The 17,752-nt window shown below is 69.6% G+C and carries 16 protein-coding genes and 1 pseudogene; 8 read left to right on the forward strand and 9 right to left on the reverse strand.

What is annotated here, in order from left to right:
• The first annotated feature begins 3 nt into the window (after positions 1-3).
• Positions 4-618, forward strand: a complete 615-nt coding sequence (locus MYMAC_RS30555) for a DUF4230 domain-containing protein (RefSeq protein WP_239989104.1) — start codon at positions 4-6, stop codon at positions 616-618.
• Positions 619-625: 7 nt separating this feature from the next.
• On the opposite strand, the gene MYMAC_RS30560 is transcribed toward MYMAC_RS30555, so the two are convergent.
• Complete coding sequence (locus MYMAC_RS30560; protein WP_204817040.1) at positions 626-1,885, reverse strand: tetratricopeptide repeat protein; 1,260 nt, start codon at positions 1,883-1,885, stop codon at positions 626-628.
• A 228-nt stretch (positions 1,886-2,113) separates the two neighbouring features.
• Here MYMAC_RS30560 and sitA6 point away from each other — a divergent pair.
• Both sitA6 and sitI6 read left to right on the forward strand, forming a co-directional pair.
• Positions 2,114-2,631: pseudogene (gene sitA6 / locus MYMAC_RS30565) on the forward strand (SitA6 family polymorphic toxin lipoprotein).
• A 6-nt stretch (positions 2,632-2,637) separates the two neighbouring features.
• Entirely contained in the window at positions 2,638-3,363 is a 726-nt protein-coding gene (gene sitI6 / locus MYMAC_RS30570; RefSeq protein WP_095960625.1) for a SitI6 family double-CXXCG motif immunity protein, read from the forward strand.
• A gap of 14 nt (positions 3,364-3,377) precedes the next feature.
• On the opposite strand, the gene MYMAC_RS30575 is transcribed toward sitI6, so the two are convergent.
• The 3 genes from MYMAC_RS30575 to MYMAC_RS30585 form a co-directional block, all read right to left on the reverse strand.
• Positions 3,378-3,620, reverse strand: coding sequence for a DUF1059 domain-containing protein (locus tag MYMAC_RS30575; RefSeq protein ID WP_095960626.1), 243 nt, complete (start codon positions 3,618-3,620; stop codon positions 3,378-3,380).
• A 128-nt stretch (positions 3,621-3,748) separates the two neighbouring features.
• A complete protein-coding gene (locus tag MYMAC_RS30580; protein WP_239989105.1) occupies positions 3,749-5,944 on the reverse strand; it encodes a trypsin-like serine peptidase in 2,196 nt (731 codons plus the stop codon).
• Positions 5,945-6,224: 280 nt separating this feature from the next.
• The gene (locus MYMAC_RS30585; protein WP_095960628.1) at positions 6,225-8,384 is read right to left on the reverse strand and encodes a response regulator; all 2,160 of its coding nucleotides are present in this window, start codon (positions 8,382-8,384) and stop codon (positions 6,225-6,227) included.
• A 13-nt stretch (positions 8,385-8,397) separates the two neighbouring features.
• Between MYMAC_RS30585 and MYMAC_RS30590 the strand changes: the two genes are divergently transcribed.
• Positions 8,398-9,168 carry a DUF2270 domain-containing protein gene (locus MYMAC_RS30590; protein ID WP_095960629.1) on the forward strand — a complete coding sequence of 257 codons (771 nt, stop codon included), beginning with the start codon at positions 8,398-8,400 and terminating at the stop codon, positions 9,166-9,168.
• Between the two features lie 143 nt (positions 9,169-9,311).
• Positions 9,312-10,316 carry an isocitrate dehydrogenase (NAD(+)) gene (locus MYMAC_RS30595; RefSeq protein ID WP_013938015.1) on the forward strand — a complete coding sequence of 335 codons (1,005 nt, stop codon included), beginning with the start codon at positions 9,312-9,314 and terminating at the stop codon, positions 10,314-10,316.
• 314 nt (positions 10,317-10,630) lie between these two features.
• On the opposite strand, the gene MYMAC_RS30605 is transcribed toward MYMAC_RS30595, so the two are convergent.
• Together MYMAC_RS30605 and MYMAC_RS38075 are read right to left on the reverse strand one after the other, a co-directional pair.
• Positions 10,631-10,981: a DUF2019 domain-containing protein gene (locus MYMAC_RS30605; RefSeq protein ID WP_043712789.1), complete on the reverse strand. Its 351-nt coding sequence runs from the start codon at positions 10,979-10,981 to the stop codon at positions 10,631-10,633.
• Positions 10,978-12,474, reverse strand: a complete 1,497-nt coding sequence (locus MYMAC_RS38075; RefSeq protein WP_239989107.1) for a hypothetical protein — start codon at positions 12,472-12,474, stop codon at positions 10,978-10,980. The genes MYMAC_RS30605 and MYMAC_RS38075 overlap by 4 nt, the downstream gene beginning before the upstream one ends.
• A 231-nt stretch (positions 12,475-12,705) precedes the next feature.
• On the opposite strand from MYMAC_RS38075, the gene MYMAC_RS38750 reads away from it, so the two are divergent.
• The 3 genes from MYMAC_RS38750 to MYMAC_RS30625 all read left to right on the forward strand — a co-directional run bounded on the left by MYMAC_RS38750 (position 12,706) and on the right by MYMAC_RS30625 (position 15,503).
• Positions 12,706-13,395, forward strand: a complete 690-nt coding sequence (locus tag MYMAC_RS38750) for a DUF6444 domain-containing protein (protein WP_095960631.1) — start codon at positions 12,706-12,708, stop codon at positions 13,393-13,395.
• A 408-nt stretch (positions 13,396-13,803) separates the two neighbouring features.
• Positions 13,804-15,039 carry a DUF2380 domain-containing protein gene (locus MYMAC_RS30620; RefSeq protein ID WP_338025976.1) on the forward strand — a complete coding sequence of 412 codons (1,236 nt, stop codon included), beginning with the start codon at positions 13,804-13,806 and terminating at the stop codon, positions 15,037-15,039.
• Positions 15,036-15,503, forward strand: a complete 468-nt coding sequence (locus tag MYMAC_RS30625; protein ID WP_095960633.1) for an NUDIX hydrolase — start codon at positions 15,036-15,038, stop codon at positions 15,501-15,503. Before MYMAC_RS30620 ends, MYMAC_RS30625 begins: the two co-directional genes overlap by 4 nt.
• A 97-nt stretch (positions 15,504-15,600) precedes the next feature.
• Here the strand turns inward: MYMAC_RS30625 and MYMAC_RS30630 are convergent, their stop codons facing one another.
• Genes MYMAC_RS30630 through MYMAC_RS30640 form a run of 3 tightly spaced genes read right to left on the reverse strand, consistent with a single transcriptional unit; the run spans position 15,601 to position 17,738 of the window.
• Entirely contained in the window at positions 15,601-15,990 is a 390-nt protein-coding gene (locus MYMAC_RS30630; protein ID WP_013938012.1) for a translation initiation factor, read from the reverse strand.
• An 18-nt stretch (positions 15,991-16,008) separates the two neighbouring features.
• Positions 16,009-17,415 carry a vitamin K epoxide reductase/DsbA family protein gene (locus MYMAC_RS30635; protein ID WP_204817043.1) on the reverse strand — a complete coding sequence of 469 codons (1,407 nt, stop codon included), beginning with the start codon at positions 17,413-17,415 and terminating at the stop codon, positions 16,009-16,011.
• Complete coding sequence (locus tag MYMAC_RS30640) at positions 17,412-17,738, reverse strand: cupin domain-containing protein (protein WP_095960635.1); 327 nt, start codon at positions 17,736-17,738, stop codon at positions 17,412-17,414. The genes MYMAC_RS30635 and MYMAC_RS30640 overlap by 4 nt, the downstream gene beginning before the upstream one ends.
• Between the last annotated feature and the right edge of the window lie 14 nt (positions 17,739-17,752).

A 17,752-nucleotide genomic window follows, 5' to 3' on the forward strand; every position in this document is an offset into this window, starting at 1 on the left:
GCCATGGCGCACCTCTCGCGAGTCCTCACCGTCGTCCTGGGTGCCGTGCTCGGCGCGCTGGGGGCGTGGGTGTTGCTGAAGCCCGCGTCGCCGTCCCTGCCGGACACGCCGTCCGTCGTGCAGCAGATGCGGGACGTGGCCCGGCTGGAGACGCTGGAGGTCGCGCTCTACAAGAAGGTGTCCTTCGCGCCGGAGCCCCAGGCCACGGACGCGCTCTGGAAGGACGTGCTGAACTGGGCGCGGCACGCGCTCCAGAACCCACATGGCCGCGCCATCGTCTTCGCGAACGCGCACCTGGGCTTCGACTTCCAGCGCTTCGACCGCTCCCACCTCCAGGTGACGGGGACCCGCGTCTACGTGGTGCTGCCGCCCATGGAGGTGAAGGTGGAGCTGCGTCCAGGGGAGACGGAGGTCATCGACTCCAACCTGGACAGCGAGCAGACGGCGCAGCTCCTGGAGAAGGCCCGCGTCGCCTTCGAGCACGAGGTCCGCGCGGACGGGCGCCTTCAGCGAAAGGCGCGGGAGTCGGCGGAGCGCTCGCTGCGGGCGCTGCTGCTCACGCTGGGCTACCGCGAGGTGCTGTTCGTGGACCGGCTGCCCGCGGGCACGGCGGGCTGAGGCCGGTTCACAGTGCGGACAGGCCCTCCTCCGTCAGACGGAAGCGGCCAGGGATGCCATCCGGCGAGGGCGACAGCCGCTCCAGCGCTTCACAAGCGGCGACCTCCGACTCGCGGCAGACCAGCGCCAGCTCCCGCCGGCCCAGACTCACTCGCAACGGACCTTCTCCCGCGAGCTGCGCCAGCGCCTCGCGCTGCGATGGCAGGAGCAGCCGCGCGGCGTCATGGCCATCCCCCTCCGCCACGGCCCACAGCCCGGTGAAGGCCTCCGCCAGTCGGACTTCCCCCTGGTCGACGAGCACGGGCCGCACCGGCGCGAGGCGCGAGGCGAGGTTGCGCCAGGCCGCCGCGTCGGCGGACTCGGGCGTGAGTCCCGCGGAGGCCAGCGCGGACTCGGGCAGGTAGCGCACGAAGTCGGCGTCCTCCAGGACGTAGAAGAGCGCCAGGCCCGCGGGCCCGGGGCGGTGCAGCGCGCCCACGGCCCGGTGCCCGAAGTCCGCCGGACGCAGTACGGGACGCAGCCGCGCCTCCAGCGCCGCCCCCTCCGCGCTCAGGCCCGAGGACAGCCCGCCGAGCCGTGACGCCAGCGCCTCCGCGTAGGCGGTGAGCCCCTGCGTGCCCGGGGACTCCTGATAGGCGGCGTACAGCGAGCCCACGTCCACGCGCCCGACGCCGCCCGTGGCGAGCTTCACGAGCAAGTCCTTCCCCTGCCGCCGGAACACCACCCGGGCGCGCCCCAGCGCGGCGGTCAGCGCGGCGGTGAACTCCGGGCGCAGCACCTGCTCCCGCGGAGCGGGCGGAGGCGGCAGGTCCGCGGCCTCCAGTTCCTCCTTCAACAGCCGGGCCTCGGCATCGAAGGGGTCCCGGGCCAGCGCGTCCGCGACATAGGCGCGGGCCTTGTCCGCCTCACCGCGCCGCAGGCCCAGCACCGCGAGCACCTTGAGCACCTCCGGGTCATCCGGAGACTGGGCCAGGACGTCGTTCAAGAGCCGCTCGGCGTCACCATGGCGCTCCAGTCCGAGCAGCGCCCGCGCCAGCCCCAGACGCACGGGCAGGTCGCGCGGGAAGTCGCGCCGCAGGGCCTCCAGCAGGGGCAGGGCCTCACGCTCAGCGCCCGCGTTGATGAGGGCGTGAGCCAGGGCCAGCCGCAAGGCGGGGCCGGCGCCACGCTGCGCCTCGGCGCGGAGCAGGGCCAGCTCCGCGTCGCTCAGAACCTCACCCGCCTCCACCTTGCGGCGGACGCGCTCCAAAGTCAGGGGGGCACTCACCGGCGCGAATCTAACGACCTGCGGGCAACCGCGTGAAGGCGAAGCATGAAGCGCAGTACCTTCCATTCCCGGACAATGCGAACGCACCTGTCATTCTGGCTCCTGCTGCTCACGGCAACCTGGGCGGGCTGCGCGCCGGTGCCGAAGGCGTCCCTTCAGCAAGGATGGAGCAACGCAGAGGAGGAGTGCGCCAGGCCCGATGATGACCCATGCGTCTCACTCCTGTGCATGGGCGACGCCTGCGGCTTCTACAGGTGTCAGGACCTGGGCGGAGTGCTCGAATTCGCGCGCTTCCCGCCGGCGCGCCCCCCGCGGCGGCCGCCGCCCCCGGACGAGGCCCCCGGCGGCACTGGGGCGGAGGACAGCACCTCCCTCGGGGTGCCGTCATGGTGTTCCCCAATTGGAGTGGCGCCCCCGAGCGCGCCTTCCCAGGCCCACCTCGACTCACGCCCGGCCGGTGGGAGAAACACCACATCTTCCCGCAGGCGGAGGACCTCGCCCGCTGGTTCGAACGGCAGGGCGTGAAAATCCACGACTACACCATGCCCATTCCACGCCACGTCCATCAACGGATTCACCGAGGAGGAGAACGCGGCGGCGATTGGAACAACGCATGGCGCGAGTTCAAGGACGCGAACGAGGGTGCGACACCGGCCGAGATTTTCAGGCACGCAGGCGAGCTGATTCACCGCTTTGAGCTCATGGGCGGCCCCATTCAGCCCTACTATTCACGCCCCGGAGCATGAGGACGAATGACGCGTTTCTTCTGGCTGCGCGAAGACTCGACAGTGCAACCCCGCCTCAACGGCAGCCTCAACGCCGCGCACAAATGGGGGCTGCCTGGCCTTGCGGGATGCCCGGGCTGCGGCGAGACCTGGGCCAGCTCAGGGCACCAGTACCCCGCTGTCGATTTGTCCGTCCTGCCCGAAGAGCGCGCGTTCCTGAAAGCCAGGTCCGAGCCATTCAACGAGTTCGCACGGCTCCGGGAATTGGTGCGCCCCCTGGCGCCCTCAGGCGCCCCACTTCCTCCAGGGACGACGTTCGGCCCCCTGATGGGAACAGCCTCGGGGCGGTTCGGTCCCTTCGCGTGGCTGGGCAGCAGCCTGTTGCTGATTCGCCACGAAGCGCTGGAGCGACTTCAGGAGGAAGGCATCCGCGGACTGCTCGGCGCTCGAACGGAGCTGCGGTTCCGGCAGCAGGACGCCCCCATGCTCCTGGAGCTTCAGCTCGACCCACGTGGCCAGCTCCACGCGGACTGCCTGCCCCCCGGACTGCCTGCTCGGTGTGCCACCTGTGGACGCCTCGGGCTCCGTCGGCCCGACGAGCCCATCCTCGACGCGGCCTCGCTTCCAGCGGACGTGGACCTGTTCCGGGTGGGCAACTTCGCCACGATGATTGTCGGCACCGAGCGGTTCATGGAAACGGTGCGCCGCATGGAGCTGGAGGGCATCTCGTTCCGCGAGCTGCCCACACGCTGAGGAAGCACGACCCCTCAGTGCCTGCTCGGCTGCTGCGGCTCCTGCATGGGCATGGCGCGTCCGATGCCGGCCGAGGGCTCCTCGTCCTCGAGCAGGCCGCGAATCATCTCGCGCAGCTCGGCGGAGTCCTCGTGGCCATGCGCGGAGACCGCGTGCGCGACAGCCGCGTTGAAGACCTCGTCCTCCTCGCCGGAAATCGTCAGCGTGCAGTGGATGTCGCTGGGCGCCTTCCGGCAGTCCATCGTCTTGCGTGACATGGTGGTGTCTCCTCCTGCTTCACAGGTGGACACCCCCGCCCACCATGACAAGAGAAGGGCAGGCAGCCAACGCCCGGCTGCCGTGCCCCCCCCCGTCACCGCCCCGCCCGTGTCAGGCGGAGCGACGGCTACTGCTTCGGCTTCGGCTCGCCGAAGGCGTAGATGTCGTAGCCGATGCCGCCCAGGCTCTCACGGTCCGGCGCGTCCTGGTCGAACTGCACGAACTCCAGGCGGTAGGGCTCCTCGGTGGCGTCCGCCGAGCGCTCGAAGCGCACCCGCACCTGGTGCTCCTCGCGGAACGCCAGCGGCAGGCCGTGGAACACCCCGCCTTCGGGCGAGGTGACCTCGAAGGTGCCCTCCTGGTTCACCATCTCCAGGCCCTCGGCCCTGCCACCGGCCTCCAGCCAGCCCTTGAACAGTGCCTCCGGCAGCCGCACCAGCACGCGGCCCGCCTTCACCGGGAAGGGCCGGCCAAGCTCCGCCTCCGGCACGCGCACGGCCAGGCTCAACGCCCGGACGTTCCGGTGCACGTTGCGGACGATGAAGTGAATCTCCGACGAGCCCGACTCCAGGTCCACGATGTTCACGTTGCGCCAGATGATGTTGTTGTTCTGGCGGACGTTGGTGCCGATGTCCGTCCCCTCCAGGAAGGACATCGGGTCGAACGCGGACTCCCAGCGCGCCACCAGGCAGTAGTGCCCTTCGCCCGGCAGGCCGCTCCAGGGGACCATGGCGATGTGCGTGTCCGCGGGGAAGCCGTTGATGGGGAGGTCACCGAACTGCGTCCAGTCCGAGTCCCAGTCCAGGCCGGTGGACGCGTTCGCGTAGTACAGCTTGAGCCGTCCGGAGGCGCCCGGGCGCGGCCCGCCGTGCAGCTTCACATAGACGTAGTTCGTGGCGCCCAGCTCCGGGTTCTGGTGGACGTGCGGGTTGGCGACGCCGTCCGGGTTGCGGCGAATCCAGATGTAGGGGCTGGCCCACATGTCCTGGCCCGCGGTGGCCGCGTCCGGCTCCAGGCCGGTGTCGGACCAGGTGTCGCGCATCCAGACGTCATACGGGTCCGGGCAGGCGGCGCTGCGCAGCGCGCACTGCGGGAGCAGCGAGCCCAGGTGGCTGATGATGGAGGTGATGGGCACGCCGCGGTTGGGGCAGTTGGCGCAGTGGTGCAGCGCGACGACGCGGTGGTCCGAGTTCGCGATGACCGGCGAGCCCGACGAGCCCCCCTGCGTGTCCGCGTAGTAGCCGATGTCCAGCGGGCCGCCCGGCGAGCACGCGGGGCGGTTGAGGGCGAAGACCTCCGCGAAGCCCGAGGCGTCCGACACGTGCGTGGAGTTGCGCGCGATGTACTTGCCCCACGCGGCGGGGTGCTGGGGAATGTAGATGCGCTCGTCCACCACCGCGGTGGCGTTGCGGAGCTGGAGGTAGCCGTACGTGGCCGTGGGGTTGGTGGGCAGGCGCACCAGGGCGTAGTCGCGCGGCGCGTCCACGGCGATGAGCGTGGAGGTCGTGGCCACCACCGTGCCCGGACAGGCGAGCCCGAAGTTGCACGTGGAGGAACAGGAGGCGCCCTCCGCCATGAACTCGAAGTCGGTGTTGGCCGCGTCAGTCGCGTTGGCGATGCAGTGCTCGTTGGTCATCACGTGGCCCTGGTTGCCCACGAGCCAGCCGGTGCACGCCCCGCTGCCGTTGATGAGCAGGCGGGCCACCGCGCGCGAGTGCTTGTACTGGCGCGGGTCCGCCCCCTGGTAGCAGCGCGCGTTGCGCGAGTCGTCCGTGCCGCAGAGGGCCTTGTTGTCCTTGTCCTCGTCGCCCAGCGCCGCCAGGTTGGCGAAGCCGCGCGCGAACCGGTCGATGGCGTAGCCGGACTTCGCGCGGCCGCCCACGCTCCACAGCTCGACGATGGCGACGTCGCCGGAGATGTGGCCGCTCCAGAAGCCCTCCCGCAGGGGCGCCTTGCCGTCGCCCTTGCCGAAGCCCTCGTAGCGGTACTCGCGCGAGCCGTCCGGCGCGCGGACGATGACGTAATCCCCCGGCGCCAGCGCGAACTGGCTGAAGTGCGGCGCGATGTACGTGGCGCCCGGGCTGCTGATGCGGTCCGTCCAGGACAGCTCCGCCTTGGCGCGGACGCCCTCCGGCCGCGCCGCGGGTTGGCGCGACTTGAAGCTGGAGACGACGTCCTCGCCAACCTTCACGCGCCCCTGCGCGTCCCGCTGCAGGGGAGGTTGTGATGTACGGCCCTCGCAGACCGCGCTCTCTTCCGCCATGGCACCGCCGCCGGCCAGCAGCATTCCGGCCAGCAGCAGGCCGCTCAGATTGACTCTCACGCAGAACCTCGTGGGGTGGGGCAACCGCCGGGGGTGGACGCCCGAATCAGGACCGCGGGCACCGGCGGGAGCGCGGACCCGGAGCAAGCCGCGAGCCACACTCTCAGTTTCAGACACACGGCGAGATTGCGTTGCGGTGGCGTCTTTTCGCTAGAAGTCCGGGGGCTTCCACGAAGAAGCAGCGCGGGCGTGTGACGGCCTCCGCAACACTTTGAGTGAAAAATGTAGCCCCAAGGGTTACCGGAGGGCGGGAGGCGCCACGACGTCCCGTCCGCGTCGCTCAGGCGGGCGGCGCGGCCCCCGAGGGGTTCGGACCATTGTCGGGCATATCGGTATCCGCCTGCCCCAGGAAGTCGTCCAGGGCGCCCACGTCGATGGGCTTGCGGAACACGGCGTCCACCAGCGCCAGGTTGGAGCGGTTCTGCCCCCGCACGTCCATGCCGGTGACGATGGCCAGCAGCGCCTGCGGAGACTTCTTGCGCAGCTCGCGGGCCAGCTCCCAGCCGCTCATCTCCGGCATCACCGCGTCCAGCAGCGCGGCGTCGTAGCGGCGGCGGTCCCACATCCCCAGCGCCACCGCCGGGCTGTGGGCCACCTGCACCTCGTAGCCCTCCTCGCCCAGCACCTCCGCCATCATCCGCGCGTTGTCGAGGTCGTCGTCCACCACCAGCACCCGGCGCGTCTGCTGGAAGCGCCGGGGCCCCGCCGGCCGCATCACCTCCGCGCGCGCCGGCTCCGGACGAGGCGCGGTGGCCGTGACGCCGTCATGCGCGCGGGGCAGCCGCACCACGAAGGCCGTGCCCGAACCGGAGGGCGGCACCTCCGCCGTCAGCTCGCCGCCCCAGCGCTCCACCTGCGCCCGCGCCACCGCCAGGAACAGGGAGAGCTGCGGCGCGCCCGCGTCCCTGCGCAGCGGGTCGAACAGCCGCGCCAGCTCATCGGGCGCGTAGGGCGTGCCCTCGTCCTCGATGCGCAGCGTCAGCCACGCAGCCCCATCCGCGCGCGTGGAGACGTGCAGCCGGCCTCCGGCCTCCATCCGGTCTCTGGCGACGAGCAGCAGGTTCACCACCAGCTCGCGGAAGAAGCCCGTGTCCGCGCGCACGTTGCCGGACCCGCCCAGGTCCAGGTCCACGTACACGGGGTGCTCGCGCTGCTCCAGCTCGCCTCGCGCCAGCTCCAGCGCCTCGCGCACCGTCTGGTCCACCGGCACGTCGGTGGGCTGCTCCTGGGTGCGCTGGATGTTGAACTCCTGGAGCCGGGCCACCAGCTCGCCAATCTGCTGCACCGTCTTGTCGAGCGCCTCCAGGTGCTCGGGCTTGAACTCGCGCTGCAGCAGGGTGATGCGCAGCCGCAGCACGTTGAGGAAGTTGTTGAGCGCGTGCGCCGCGCCGCTGGCGAGCTGCCCCAGCGCCTGCTGGCGGGTGCGCTGCAAGAGCCGCCCCTGCAGCCGGCGCAGCTCCCCGTGCGCGCTCTGGAGCGCCTTCGTCTTGTTCACCGCCTCCGTGCGGTCGGTGAAGGTCTGGATGGCGCCGGCCAGCTCGCCCTCCTCTTCCCAGACGGGCGTGGCGCTCAGCTCCAGCGTGGCGGTGTCCCCGCCGGGGCGCTCCACCACCATCATCACCCCGCGCACCGGGCCCTTCTCCTTGAGGGCGCGGAGGAAGGGCATGTCGGCCAGCTTGAAGGGCTCGCCCGTGAGGTGGCGCGCGTTCACCTGCGTCAGCACGGGGGTGATGGTGCTCGCCGCCCGGGCGCCCACCACCGCGCGCATGGGCACGCCCATGAGCCGGCTCACCGGCGGCGTGGCGAAGGAGACGGTGCCGTCCACCTCCGCCAGCATGATGCCCACGTCCACCTGGTTGAGCACCGACTCCATCACCGCCGCTTCGCGGAAGCGCACCTCCTCCGTCTTCAGGATGCGCGCGTAGGACGCCTGGGCCGCGGCGTCCGCCTCCCACACCAGCTCCGCCATGAGCTCGGCGACCTCGGGCTCGATGAAGCCGCCGTTGCGCCGCGCGTAGACGTGCAGCATCACCTCTTCCAGGGACTTGAACTCGCGTGACAGGTCCTCGGGGTCGAAGTTCTGGCTGTAGCGGAAGGCGCCGTGCGGGCGGACCACCTCCGGCCAGAGCCGGACGGCGTCCTCCGGCCGGTCCCTGAGCAGGCGGGCCAGCTCGTCCAGCAGCCGGCGCAACGGAGCGCGCAAGTCCCTCCCGGGGACCTCCACGTCATAGGTCTCCGCGCGCAGGCGCTTGGCCCACAGGCGCGCCACGCGCTCGCGCTCCTCCTGGAGGAGGTCGGACAGGGCCTGGATGGAATTCACGGCGGGCACGTTCAAGTCAGCAAGCTGTTCATGCCCGCCCGCCTTGGCCACCCGGGCGCCCGCCCGCCTGCCTGCCGCCAGCACCCGTGCCGCATTGCAAACGCCCACTGCCCAGCCCACCTTCCGGGGAAGGATGGCCGTGCGCGAACGCGACAAGAACGATGTGCTGGAATCGCCTTGGCTGTCCCAGCAGGCGATGGCGCAGCTTTTCCGGGGGGAGCTGAGCCGCTCCGACACCTGGCGCACGCGCCTGGACACCACCACCAACTGGGCGCTCACGACGACGGCGGCGGTCATCTCCTTCGGCTTCGCCTCCACGCAGAGCTCCCACGTCACCTTCCTCGTGGGCATCTGGATGGTGGTGTCCTTCCTCCTCATCGAGGCGCGGCGGTACCGCTACTACGACTTGTGGAACCGCCGGGTGCGCCTGCTGGAGGACGGGTGGTGGGCGCCCATGCTCCGCCGCGAGCCCGTGGACCCGGACGCCCTGCGCGAGCTGGCCCTGGAGCTGGAGCGGCCGCAAATCCAGCTATCCCTCTTCTCCGCCATCTCCACCCGGCTCAACCGCGCCTACGGGCCCATCCTGATGGTCCTGATGATGACGTGGTTCGTGAAGGTCTACAGCCACCCGAAGCCGCCGGTGGACCTGGACGAGTTCCTGGCGAGGGCCCGGGTGGCCTGGATTCCCGGCGAGGCGGTGACGGCCATCCTGCTGATGCTCACCCTGACGGCGTCCTACCTGTTCCTGTCGTCCTTCTTCATCCGGGCGCCCCTGGGCGAGCTGCGGACCCGGCCCCGGGGCCGCCGGGCGGCCCTGTGGGAGTCCTTCTACCGGCCCTACGCCATCCACACCCGGCGCAGGCCCACCCGGCGCCCGCGTCCGTCCGCCTCGTCCGAGCACTGACACCTGGAGCGGCGGCCTCCCTGGCGGGGAGCCGACCGGGAGGGCCAGGGGTGTGCCTTCCTCATGGCCCCCATGCCTCCGGCTGAATGCCGGGTGTTTTCGTTCTTCCGACGCCAGGAAAATTGTGCTGTGAATCCGCACCCATGGCGAACACCCGCACTGTCACGATCATCAATGGCGATGGCATTGGCCCCGAAGTGATGGCGGCCACCGTGCGCGTCCTCGAGGCGCTCAAGGTCCCGCTCGATTTCGAGTACAAGGACGCAGGCACGGAGGTGGTGGCCAAGTACGGCACCAACCTGCCGCACGAGACGGTGGAGGCGGTGCTGCGCAGTGGCATCGCGCTCAAGGGCCCCACGGGCACGGTGGTGGGCGGCGGCCTCCCTTCGGCCAACGTGGGCCTGCGCAAGCGGCTGGACCTGTACTCGTCGCTGCGGCCCGTGAAGAGCGTGCCGAACGTGAAGACGCGCTACGAGAACGTGGACCTCGTCGTGGTGCGTGAGAACACGGAGAGCCTCTACGCTGGCCTGGAGCACATCATCGTCCCGGGCGTGGTGGAGTCGCTGAAGATCATCACCGAGAAGGCGTCGACGCGGATTGCCCGCTTCGCCTTCGAGCACGCCCGCAAGCATGGCCGCAAGAAGGTCACGGCCGTGCACAAGGCGAACATCATGAAGCTGTCGGACGGCCTCTTCCTGGACTGCTGCCGCAAGGTGGGCCGTGAGTTCCCGGAGATCACCTACGAGGAGGTCATCATCGACAACCTCTGCATGCAGCTCGTGAAGGACCCGACCCGCTTCGACGTGCTGGTGGCGGAGAACTTCTACGGCGACGTGCTGAGCGACCTGTGCGCGGGCCTCGTCGGCGGCCTGGGCGTGGTGCCGGGCGCCAACATCGGCGAGCGCACCGCCGTCTTCGAGGCCGTGCACGGCACCGCCCCGGACATCGCGGGCAAGGGCATCGCGAACCCCACCGCGCTGATGATGTCCGCGGTGATGATGCTGGACTACCTGGAGCACACCGAGGCGGCGCGTCGCATGGAGAGCGCCATCTGGAAGGTGTACAGCTCCGGCGAGGTCCGCACCGGCGACATCGGCGGCAAGGCCACGACGCGCGAGTTCACCGACGCCATCATCGCGGCGCTGTAGTCCGCACGGCGAAGACGGTCGTCACACAGAAGCCCGGGCGCCTTCACGGCGGCCCGGGCTTTTTCGTGTCCGGGCCTTCGGGTTGGGGGGCACCTCCACCTCCCACCAGTCGAGGACACGCCCACCCGGGCCGCCGCAGCGATCAAAGCGTTGGTCCACGGCGACGAAGTACAAGCCCGGCGTCGGCCCCGCGAAGACGGAGACGTCCAAGCCCTGCTCCGGACTCGAACACCCCGCGAAGAGGTTGGGAAGTGGGTTGGACCGGATGCTTACGGGCCGTCTTCTCTCATGGCCAAGCGAGCACGCTGCTGGCGCTACTCCGGATCGAGGCTCCAGGCGCCTTCTGCCCAGCGCTTCAACGCCTCCTGGGCCTCAAAGGGGATGAGCCCTTCGCCCTTCGCGGCTTCTTCGAGCACGGCCTTGGCTTCTACGGTTCTGTACCGAAGCAGGTAGGTCGCAGCAGCGGTGCGCACATCCATCCGTGGGTGCGTGAACAACTGGGCCAGCGCGTCCCGCCCTGAATCTCCGTGAGCACGCAGCTTCTTGAACGCGGCGATGTACCGATTCGCATGCTTGTTCCCGGTCTTCGCATCACCGCGCCAGATGGCTTCCTTCTGTGCAGCAACATTCTCCGCGAACTCTTCGACCAACTGCGAGAGCGTCATCGCCATAGCCCCTTCCTCACGTTCTCCAGGGCTCTGAGCCCAAATTCGCGTTGCGCCTCATATGACTGGGCTCGAAGCCACTGCCTCACCGTGAAGGCATCGGAGCCCGTGGCGGAGACATTCTTCGACGAATAGAACGCGCTCACCCTCGTGTGAAGCTCCTTGTCGAGCGCAACGATGTTCTCCGTGTTGTGGATCGCCTTCGGTCCGAACCTCCCCACATTACCGTCGGTCTGCTCGACGATGTGATGCCACTCCTTCCCCGGACCTGCGGGGCCCATCGCTCGTTTGAAGGACTTGAACGACGAGTAGGACTTCATGCCGCCAGGGCCAGCAGGTGGCGTCGCACTGGAGCCGCCTCCCTCCCCTGCCCGTTGAAGGATGATGGCGGCCCCTGGCCCACCGCTCAGCACCCCCGCCGCACGTCCCGCAGATGCGGACACGAGTCGCATGGCGACAGTGCCATCGGCGGCTAACACGAGCGCTGGGACCTCTGCCGTGGCGAAACCTGCTCCCCCCAACGTGCGCGTCGCGGCTGACACTGTCCCCCATGTAGCGATGAGGTTCGTCACCAGCTTGGAGACGGCTTGCACCTGCTCGCCCCTGGTCATGTACCGGAAGCGCTCCAGGTACTCGGGGGACGACTCCAGCAACGCCACCACTGCGGCGGGCATCTCTCGGAGTGCCGCGAGGTTGTCCGCTGGCGACGTCGAGAAGAACTTCCCCACTGCGAGGGCGAGCCCGACGAAGGCTTCTTCCGCCCCGTCCAGCGTGCGACGTATGACGTCGGCATCGTCGTGAACATCCGCGATGGGGAAGCCGTTCTCCTCCCGTAGTTCTTCGTTCAGCAGGCGGAAAACGCCCGTTCGTCCGTCGTAGAAGCGACCCAACTCGAAGCCGTGCGCGCGAAAGGCCCCGTCCTTCCACTCGACAGGCGCCACCCGTTGCTGTGTCCTTCCGCTGCGCACCCACGCGAGGCACCCGTCAGGCCGGAGCACCGCCAGATGCCGGAAGCGCTCCACCCGGCGATCCAATTCCACCCGCGACACCTCGCCCGTGGCCAGCACCTCCCGCAGCATGAAGCCCACCGCGAGGCGTGAGGGGAACTGGCCTAACGTCACGTCCTTCTCCAATAGCGTCTGGAGGAGTCTCGCGGCATGGGTCGGGGAGAGAGTGATTCCCGCGACTGGCCGCGTGTCGCGCTCTTCGAGCCCCGCATTTTGAAGCAGGACACCAAACGCATCCTGAGGCCTCCCGCCCACCCCGAGGGACACAGACTCCCGGAACATGTGGCGGCGGTGGAGCGGTGGCCTTGATGAGTCGTCGGTCTCTTCGGCCTCCTGTTCGCTTTCGGGGTCTTCGCCCGAAACACTCCACCGCTCCCCGGGAAGTCCCGCGCGCTGATGGAACGTGTCCCTGCGAGTCGACGACTCAACCCCAGAGCAGCCCATGAACAGCAGGGCGACACCTACCACCCAAAGGCCAGCACGCATTCCGCCCCCCGCGCCTCCCGCAGGGGCAGGCAAGAAGCGGGGATGTTGGCATTAGCGTCTGACAAGCACTTGGGTAATCGACGAGCGGGCGGAATCCTACACCGTCACGCCGCCCCTCCCGACAACGTACCCGTTCAGAGGTCTGAGGTTGGCCGAGGGGGAGTTGGGGACCGGCCGGCGAGTAGGCTGGGCGCTCGACGTGGGGCGACGAGGCGTGGGAGACGGCAATGCGTGGCAGGCCCCGACGCCAAGGATGTACGCATCGCGCAGTTGGAGGCGGCGGTCGCCGAGCGCGACACGCTCATCGAGCAGTTGCGTGCGGAGTTCGCCGCGCTGCGAGCTGAAGTCGCGGAGCTGAAGTCGCGGCTGAATGCCAACAGCACCAACAGCAGCAAGCCGCCCAGCAGCGACGGCCCCGGAGTGAAGCGCAAGGCGCGCGAGGGCAAGGGGCGCAAGCGAGGCGGGCAGCCCGGGCATAAGGGGACGCAGCGAGAGCTGCTGCCCACCGAGACATGCAACAAGGTGGTACCGGTGACGCCGGGCCCCTGCGCTGGGTGCAGTGGCCCGGTGCGTGTGAAACCGGGCGCCTCGCCGGGGCTGCGGCACCAGGTGTGGGAGGTGCCGGAGGTGGCGGAGTACCAGTTGCACGCTGGGTGCTGCGGCGGGTGTGGGCAGTGGCACGTGGCGAAGCTGCCCGCGGGCGTGCCCAGGCGGTGCAACCGCACCAATTCCTGCAGCCGGTCCATCTCCACTCTCCGGTTACTCACGCCACTTCCCTTTCCAAGGGAAGCCAGCGTGGCCTGTCGGCGGGACGCCCGGAGGACCGGTTTGGCCGAACCGGTGCGGACCGGTTTGGCCGAACTCACCCCGACCGGGTTCGCCGAACTCCGGAGGACCTGTTACGCCGAGCTAGCGAGCTAGGACACCTGGGCGGGAAGCTCTACGCGATGGGGACGGGCGGCTCGCTGCTGTTCCCCACTGCGGAAGGGACGCTGCGACCGGGGGCCTTCGCGTCGGTGGGCCTGGGGATGGACAATGCGCGCTGACGTTCTGCTGTGGGTGGTGGCGGTGGTCCTGGCCACGAGGGCGCACGCTTCCGGCCCTGGCTCAACGCTGCACGACGCATCACGCGTGGCCACGTCCCCCGCGTGGGTGGAGTTGCTGGACAGCGAGGCTCCGCTCGTCCCGGCTTCACCTCCGCATTCCATCGCGGGGTCCGAAGCCCAGCAACGGCTGTGGCGGAAGCTGAGTCCACGAAACGACGCAATAGGAGCTGGACCTGGCACTGCGTCCGTCGCTGTCGGGGGTGGAGTGCGGAACGCCGCATCGGTGCGTGAGGCAACCCTCGACGCCATTGGCGAGGTGAAGCGCTCCCTGGAGGGAATGGAAGCCGCGCGCGCTCGACTTGCGTCACGTCCGTCCTCTCTTGGGGAACGTGGACTCGACGGTGTCTTCACGCGCTATCTCGACCACTGCTCCAAGCAACTGACGTGGCTCCGAGGGACGCTGGAGAGCGCCACCGCGCTGGCGGGCGTGGCGTCAGAGGTGGGGGATTCAGGAATGGAGCTGGGCCTCCTCCAGATGACGGGGCCCCGGCTCCAGGCCGCGATGTTCGGAACCCTGCTGCTGGCCACCTGGGTGGACTTCCTCCAACTCGCGGATGCCCTGCTCCGCGACTGCCCCATGTGCGGCTCCGAGAAGCTGTTCGCGGACCTGCATCGAGTTCAAGGCAAGCTGACTCCGACGCTGGAGGAATTCGCCTCGGAGGACTCGCAGCGTATCGAGGCGGCGACGACCGCGATGCCCGCGCTGATGGGGGAGTTGACCCACGAGTTCGACACGATTCGTCGGGAGGCGCGCTCGGCCATGGAGGTGGGCGGCAAGGTTGTGGCGGCGGCACAGGTGATGGAGCTGCTCGCCCTGATTTCCACGCTGAAGATGTCGCTCCCCCGGCCACCCCCATCAGCCCCCGCGACACTTGGCGTGGGGCTCGTCATGAGTTCGGGGGGCGTCATGGCGGGCTCGCGGCTCGTCGTCTCGGCTGAGTGGGTGGAGATGATGCGAAGGCTGGTGCAGGCGGGCGTCCTTTCCCTCCCAGCCGTCAGCGCCGCAGTCCGCATCCACGGTGGGCAGGTGATGATGGCCCAGGCAAATCAGGACTTGCCCGAAGGCGTGCGCGAGGCGCTGGGGGACAGCCCCGAAGTGCGCGGCATGAAGGTGACGGGCAAGGCCGGTGCGGGCATGGCCGACGCACCGAAGCACCACGTCCTGCCGAAAGAGCACCGGGAGTGGTTCGAGCGGCGTGGCTTCAAGGGCGACATGGGCATCGACAACTTCTGCGTCCGTCTGGAGCAGGCCCACCACGAGGCGATTCACGGAGGGGGAAACTGGAGGCTGGGACGTACATGGCCCGGTGCGTGGAACCGGATGATCATGGAGGCATTGCGCGAGGCTGAGATTGAAGCTGGGCGCATGTTGACGCGGAATGAAATCTTGAAGGAGGTTGCGAAGCGAATGCGGGACTACAGAATCCCAATGAACTTCGTCACTGGGAGAAGGCGATGAACGGCGGAGCTGCTTGGCAGGGCAACATCAAGGCACGCCTGTACGAGCGCGTCCGCGAGCGAGGTTACGATTCACTGACCGCCTTTGCCGAAGCACGCCCTGCCGTTCCGCTGTACGTCCTGGCCGACGAACTGGGCAACGACGTTGCTGCGGTGCAGGTGTTGAGCGGTCTGCTGTATGAGGCGGAGCGGCACAAGCGGGTCACGCGCTTCGTTCGTGACGTGCTCGTGCGCGAGTTGTCCGAGAGGTTTCCGGACGGCTGGCCAGACACGCTGGACGACGCGACCCGTGGAGAGGTGGCGTTGGCACTCGGCGCGTGGACCGCCTACACCCCAGAAACGCACAAGGAGCGAGTCCGGCAGGCCCGAGCGGTGCTTCGTGCGACCCCGCCCCTCGCTGGATGGCGCCCGCTCGGACCTGACGACGAGCTTCTCCGGACACTCCTTCCCGACGAAGAAGCGTAACCCACAGCGGCGGTCTCGCGCGGGCGCCGCTGGGTCCAAGGGCGGCAGTCTTCAGACCCGGGCATGGCGCCACGCCCGATGCGGAGCCTCCGGCTCCTCAGCCGACTGTGACCTTCCGCACGCCCCGGGCCTCCAGCAACGCGGGGAGCCGCTCACGCTGGTCGCCCTGGAGCACCAGCGTGTCGTCCTCCACCACGCCACCACAGCCGAGCGAGTTCTTCAGCGCCTTGAGCCACACCTCGCGCTGTGCCGCGGGCAACTCCAGGTGCTCCACCACCGTGACTTCCTTGCCACCCCGCCCCTTGCGCTCCATGCGCACCACCGCGCGCGCGGGGCCCTTGGGCTCGGCCTTCACGGGCGGCGGGGCCACGGGCGCGGCGGGAGCCTGGGGCAAGGCCTCCCGCTGCGCCGAGAGCGCGGCGAACGGATTGTTGAACGGAGCCGCCGGTGCCGCTGGCGGCTCACCCTTCTTGTCGCGCTTGCCCATGGTGCGAGTGCTGCGTCCTCAGTGGTTGTGACCCGCGTGGTCGTCGTGCCCCCCCACCGGACGCGGGCGCGGCGGCGGCAGCACGTCGAAGCCAGGGGCGCTCGGGTTCCCGTCCGCCATCACCAGCGCGTAGATGAACGGCGCGGAGGGCATCACCTCGCGGCCATTCACCAACACCAGCGGCGTCCCCTGGATGTGGTGGCGCATGGCATAGCGAGAGTCCTCCTGAATCTTCGCCGTCGTGGCCGGGCTGTTCATGCACACCTCCAACTGCGAGCGCGGCACCGAGCCCGACGACGCAATCTCCACCGCCCGCTCCGTGTCCAGCACGGCCTGCGCGGCGAACATCTTCTCCCGCAGCTCCCAGTAGTCCGGCGCGCCCTCCAGGCAAATCTGAGCGCGGGCAGCCACGCAGCGCACGCTGGGGGCATCCGGACCGCGGCGCGGAATCGCCGGGTTGCATGCGCCGTCCAGCGGGAACTGGCGCGCCTCCAGCGACAGCTTCCCTTCAGGGACACGCTTCTTCAGCGCGGACAGCTCCTCCACCAGCATCTTGCAGTGGGGGCACTTGCTGTCCGTCCACTCGACAATCTTCACCGGCGCATCCACGGGCCCGTAGCGGTGCCGCGCGGGGGCCGCGGCGGGCTGCGGCGTCTCACTGCGGTACGCGGCCAGCGAATCCGCGATGAACTGCTGATGCTGCGGGGGCAGCGAGCGAAGGAACTCCTCCAGTGACGCGGGAGGAGGCGGCGGCGTCCGAGGCGTCACGCCCGGCATCGGCGTGCTCGCCACCGGCGGCGCGGGCGGCAGCAGCGCGACCCCGGACGCCTCCGACGCCTTGGGCGTGGCCCGGCCCGGCAGCAGCGTCGCCAGGAAGACCGCGGCCGTGACGCCCACCGTCCACTTCAGCGTGTCACCCCACTCGCCCGCGCCAGGCAGCAGCGGCCCGGGCAGGCCCTTCCAGGCCACACCGGCGAACACCACCACCAGCGCATAGGTCGCGAGGCACGTGGGGCACAGCGCGCCCGACTGCGCGCTCGCCACCGCGAAGACGACCACGGAGACGAGGCCCGCGGCGGCCACCAGCCGCAGCCCGTTGGCCGCCGGGCGCACCGGCCTGCCCGACCGCGCCCACGCCAGGAACAGCGCGGACAGGCCCACCGCGGCCAGGCCCCACACCAGGCCCAGCGCCGCCACGGGCAGCCCCACCAGCTCATGCACGCGGCTGGCGAAGGGGGAGTTCCACACCGTCTCGCAGTTCACCGTGTCGGAGACGCCGCACACGGTGGAGCCGCCACCGCGCAGGGTGAGCAGCTGCATCCACTGGAAGATGGACAGGCCACTCTCCGCGAGGCCCAGGACCAGCAGCGCCAGCGCGCCGCGAGTCGCCACGGGAGTGGGCGAGGGGGAAGACTTGGGGCTCATGCATGCTCCGGGGGCGGGGTCATCAGAACGAGGAGGCGGGCGGCCTCGGGGCCGTCATTGGTGACGCCGTGCTCGGCGCCCGCGGGGGCATAAATGGCGGCACCAGGGCCGTGGACTTCCTCTTCGGCCCCCACGCGAAACCGGCAGCGCCCGTCCAGGACGACATACACCTTGTCCGACGTGGCATGGCGGTGGGGCTTCTGCGCCTGCCCCGACTGGAGGCAGTACACGTCCAGGAAGAAACGGCCGGACTGGAAGACGGTGTGCTTCAGGAGCTTCTCCGGGGAGAAGTCCTGGAAGGACGACAGGTGCTTCACATCCATCGTGGCATTCGCTC

The organism is Corallococcus macrosporus DSM 14697 (assembly GCF_002305895.1).
GTDB lineage: Bacteria > Myxococcota > Myxococcia > Myxococcales > Myxococcaceae > Myxococcus > Myxococcus macrosporus.

Coding starts and splice junctions, on each gene's coding strand:
- MYMAC_RS30555 (WP_239989104.1), top strand. CDS start 4: ATGGCGCACCTCTCGCGAGTCCTCACCGTCGTCCTGGGTGCCGTGCTC.
- sitI6 (WP_095960625.1), top strand. CDS start 2,638: ATGACGCGTTTCTTCTGGCTGCGCGAAGACTCGACAGTGCAACCCCGC.
- MYMAC_RS30575 (WP_095960626.1), bottom strand. CDS start 3,620: ATGTCACGCAAGACGATGGACTGCCGGAAGGCGCCCAGCGACATCCAC.
- MYMAC_RS30590 (WP_095960629.1), top strand. CDS start 8,398: ATGGCCGTGCGCGAACGCGACAAGAACGATGTGCTGGAATCGCCTTGG.
- MYMAC_RS30595 (WP_013938015.1), top strand. CDS start 9,312: ATGGCGAACACCCGCACTGTCACGATCATCAATGGCGATGGCATTGGC.
- MYMAC_RS30605 (WP_043712789.1), bottom strand. CDS start 10,981: ATGACGCTCTCGCAGTTGGTCGAAGAGTTCGCGGAGAATGTTGCTGCA.
- MYMAC_RS38075 (WP_239989107.1), bottom strand. CDS start 12,474: ATGCGTGCTGGCCTTTGGGTGGTAGGTGTCGCCCTGCTGTTCATGGGC.
- MYMAC_RS30625 (WP_095960633.1), top strand. CDS start 15,036: ATGAACGGCGGAGCTGCTTGGCAGGGCAACATCAAGGCACGCCTGTAC.
- MYMAC_RS30630 (WP_013938012.1), bottom strand. CDS start 15,990: ATGGGCAAGCGCGACAAGAAGGGTGAGCCGCCAGCGGCACCGGCGGCT.
- MYMAC_RS30635 (WP_204817043.1), bottom strand. CDS start 17,415: ATGAGCCCCAAGTCTTCCCCCTCGCCCACTCCCGTGGCGACTCGCGGC.
- MYMAC_RS30640 (WP_095960635.1), bottom strand. CDS start 17,738: ATGGATGTGAAGCACCTGTCGTCCTTCCAGGACTTCTCCCCGGAGAAG.